The 3,428-nt window shown below is 56.2% G+C and carries 4 protein-coding genes; 2 read left to right on the top strand and 2 right to left on the bottom strand.

All coding sequences use genetic code 11. The features are described 5' to 3' along the window. Window positions 1-473: YybH family protein (locus tag AC1D00_RS32525; RefSeq protein WP_477013485.1), on the bottom strand; the 473-nt coding region annotated here is incomplete at its 3' end. A gap of 846 nt (window positions 474-1,319) precedes the next feature. Between AC1D00_RS32525 and AC1D00_RS32520 the strand changes: the two genes are divergently transcribed. After that, window positions 1,320-1,544, top strand: coding sequence for a hypothetical protein (locus tag AC1D00_RS32520; RefSeq protein ID WP_477013484.1), 225 nt, complete (start codon window positions 1,320-1,322; stop codon window positions 1,542-1,544). Window positions 1,545-1,991: 447 nt separating this feature from the next. After that, window positions 1,992-2,519: a hypothetical protein gene (locus tag AC1D00_RS32515; RefSeq protein ID WP_477013483.1), complete on the top strand. Its 528-nt coding sequence runs from the start codon at window positions 1,992-1,994 to the stop codon at window positions 2,517-2,519. Window positions 2,520-2,884: 365 nt separating this feature from the next. On the opposite strand, the gene AC1D00_RS32510 is transcribed toward AC1D00_RS32515, so the two are convergent. Next, window positions 2,885-3,428: transglycosylase SLT domain-containing protein (locus AC1D00_RS32510; protein ID WP_477013482.1), on the bottom strand; the 544-nt coding region annotated here is incomplete at its 5' end.

Below are 3,428 nucleotides of genomic sequence, written 5' to 3'. Positions count from 1 at the left end.
TCCTTGTCCTTGCCTTTGGCGCTCCAGTTTGCCGTGCCATAGACGACCTTGTCATCGCCACCCGCGTCGATCACCTCAAGTTTGTGATCCGTTACGCCGTTGGCGTAGAACCCGGCGAAAAACTTCTCAATCGCCGCCGGACCCGACGCCACCTGGTGGGTTGGCGGTAGCACCATCGCGTTCGGCAAATATAAGGCGACGACGGCCTTCGCGTCGCCCTTGTTGTACGTCGCATCAAATGCTGCGTAAGCCGCCGAGACATCGTGCTGGAGGTCACCGGCGAGGGACCTTACCGGCGCGACTGTGAGCAAACAAAGAGCGAATGCCGCTGCATGAATCGAGCGCATAAAACCCTCCCTGGTAGATTTGCTTTTGTGAAAATGTGAAGCCTTTTGTCGCGCGGCTTCGGCGGAGAGCGCCAGCCGCTCTTGAAGTGATACCGTTTGCTGGAAACGACGCCGTTGCTGCTCCATGGCGCGCCCCTTATCGTTAGAGGAGGGCGGGAGCGCAACCGGCGTTCTCATCACAGATAGAAGCCACATACCGGGCTGTGATGGAAAACAATAGCACAGTGGGGAAGTCGTTCCCATTCATTTGATATGATGCACTGCGGTATTCCAAACTTCGGCCCATCTCGTCTTCTTGCTGATGCAACGGATGACGTGCAGGTCATTTGTCGCCGCTAAGGGTAAAAAGCAGCGGCAGACGTGATGCTGGATTGCCGTCGGGTTTGCCTCTGAAAGCCGACATGATACGGGTTCAAGCGACCTTCGGCTAAGGGCCAGTGGCGGACAAGGGCGACGTCGCTCCTTCAATGGTGCAGTAAAGGTCCCAGCGGCAAAATCTGACTGACCAACGCCAATATGCCGAGAATGGTGACGACGACGCGTCCAACGATTTCCATCCAGCGTGGGTATAGCAGGTCCTTAATTTTTCTTTCRTCGCTCATTTCCTAAATTAAATTAGGCCAGCGCCAATTCGTAAGGGGATCACTAATAAAAAGTTCGCGTCAGAAAAGGGGCCTGCACCCCCGATCCAACCTGCCAGTGACCGCAATGGGTCAAAAGCAGCGGTGGACGCCAAGTTGGATCGGCGTCCGGTTTACCCCTGACAGCCGACGTGACACGCGCTCAATCGACCTTCGGCTAAGGGCCAAAAGGGCGACATTGGCGAACAAAGGCCGAGTACCTTGCGCATCATACTCTGCGAGCCCGGGGACGGGTCTATAATGAAAGAGGCGGCCAGCTGAGGCGGCCTTTATTTCGAGGTTTGATCAAAATTGAACATGCAGGATTGCCGAAGCGGTCCATGCTCACGTTATGACCGCAACAGCGAAAAAACTCACCCATGAAAAACTCACCCATGAAGAGTTCGCTTCCTTGCTCACGGTCGGGAATGCGTTTGTAAATAGCGCTGCGCCCGCGATCCCTGCCAAACATCGCGCCCGATTGATCGCGCTGGRCTACATGGTCTTTCTTCAGGGCAGGCTGAGAATGACGACGCCGGGACGAATCCGGATCTATGCCGGGCAACTCGATACCTGAGGCGTGCCTTACTTCATGGAAAAACGCCGCCCGCTTAATCTGTGTCGCGGGCGGCGGCTTCCCAGCCCCCGGGGTGGATTTGCAAAACCCCGGTAGGGCACCAATTGCATGTCCAACATCGTAGGGTCTGAGCAAAATTGCTCACTTCGGCGGCTGGTGGCGTAACATCGGCAGAATTTTCACACCACCTCGACCGGTAGTCACTAATCATTAGGTCTTGGACCGGAAACGGAGTAGCGTCGTTGTAGCGGTCAAGCGGATTGCTTGCCTGACAGACTGCCAAAACGGCGACGCGCCGAAGTCTCCGCCTCCATCTAAATGGCAGCCCAGTGCCGTCGGTAGGCAGACTTTTTCCAAAATTGCTGTTCCAAACACGTGAATGCACCCACGCGCGCAGTCTGCTGACCGCGTCGCGTGCCGTAGGCTACCTGTTAAAGGAGGAACAACATGAAAATGAGCATTGTAGTTCCCAGCGCATTATCTGTCGCAAGGCATACTTATGTCGCGGCGACCATATGGGTAGCTCCTGCTGCTCTCATAAAATCGGCGCATCTCTTTGAAAGGATTGGACTCGCTACGGTTGGAGGCTCGTGCGGCCTGTACGTGGCCGCAGCATTGATGCGCCTGGAAAACGAACTGTTTGGAAGCGGCTGGTTCATCTTGTTGATGATGCTCTACGGAGCTTTCAGCTTCTATATCGGCATCGATCTGCCTGGCCGTCCTGTTCAGGGAGCGACTTCAAGACTCCCGGAAGAGCGGAACCGCGGCACCGATGCGGCTCAGATCTTCAGTGCGGCAGGCACATTCGTTGCCGCGATTGCGGCGTTTCTGTCTGTCAGCATGATTGTCGTTGATCAGGTCGTTTCTGAAGGTTCGATCATTGTGATCGCATGCTGTTGGGCGATTGGTTCTTCGCTTCAAATTGCGGCCGGCTCGATCGCTCGCAACGGCGTGCTCGACGATGGTGGTGCGTAACTGCGGTCGTCTGGTCAAAATTGCTCACCTTCAAATTAGCCGACTGCGAAATTCAACTTAGGCCACTAGACGTCCGCTGAGGGTCAGAAACGTTGATTTGGCCGCGAGCGCGCGATGTCCGGTCTGGCCCCGGCTACGGTCGTGCTGATCGTCGCCTCCATCTTCGCCTGCGGGCCACAAGCAGACATCGGCACCTGATCGATCACCTCGTTAGCGCGCAGTAGGAACGATCCGAGCGCGTCGTTGACGACGCAAAGTGCGTCCGCGCGACCATTGAGCGATGAGCGGCACCACGTGCCGCAGCGGCGGTGAGGCCCCGCTCGACCCGCGGGTGCGGCAACTCCTACCAACCACTCAACGGAAATTTACTGGTTCGCCCGTTCGGCGGCGGCGGTGGCCATGTATTTCGAATAGAATTCAGCAACCCGCTCGCGCCACATTCCGACGAACGCCTCCGAGGTCAGCTTATCCACCGATTTCCACGCGTGTTTGATGGCCGGAAGAGTATTCCGCCAGATCGCGCGTTTGCACCATTTTTCACCTTTCTCCCTGCCTTCGCTGGTCGCACACATGGATTTCCAAGCGATGCGAACAGGTTGGCTGATGTGTTCGGCGGCGCCTTCCCAGCCTTGTTGATGGATCAAGTAAAGATCGCTCAAGGTCGGCTTCTGGTGTGTCACCCACTCGAACAGAATGCCTTCGGTAATGACCTTGTAGGCCGCCGCAACGGCATTGTCGCGGGGATTACGAATTTGTCCGGAGCCGAATTTGTTGAACTCATATTCGCTCAGTTGAAACAGGCCGATATACGACCCAGTGCGTTGCTTGGGGTCGAAACCGGACTCGATCCTGGCAACCGCTTTCATGAAATTGGAATCGAGACCGAAAGCGTCGGAAGCGCGCTTGATC

It is taken from the genome of Bradyrhizobium sp. P2_E8 (assembly GCF_056403875.1).
The sequence above is the reverse complement of the archived record's forward strand: the minus strand, read 5'-3'. Positions and strand labels throughout refer to the sequence as shown.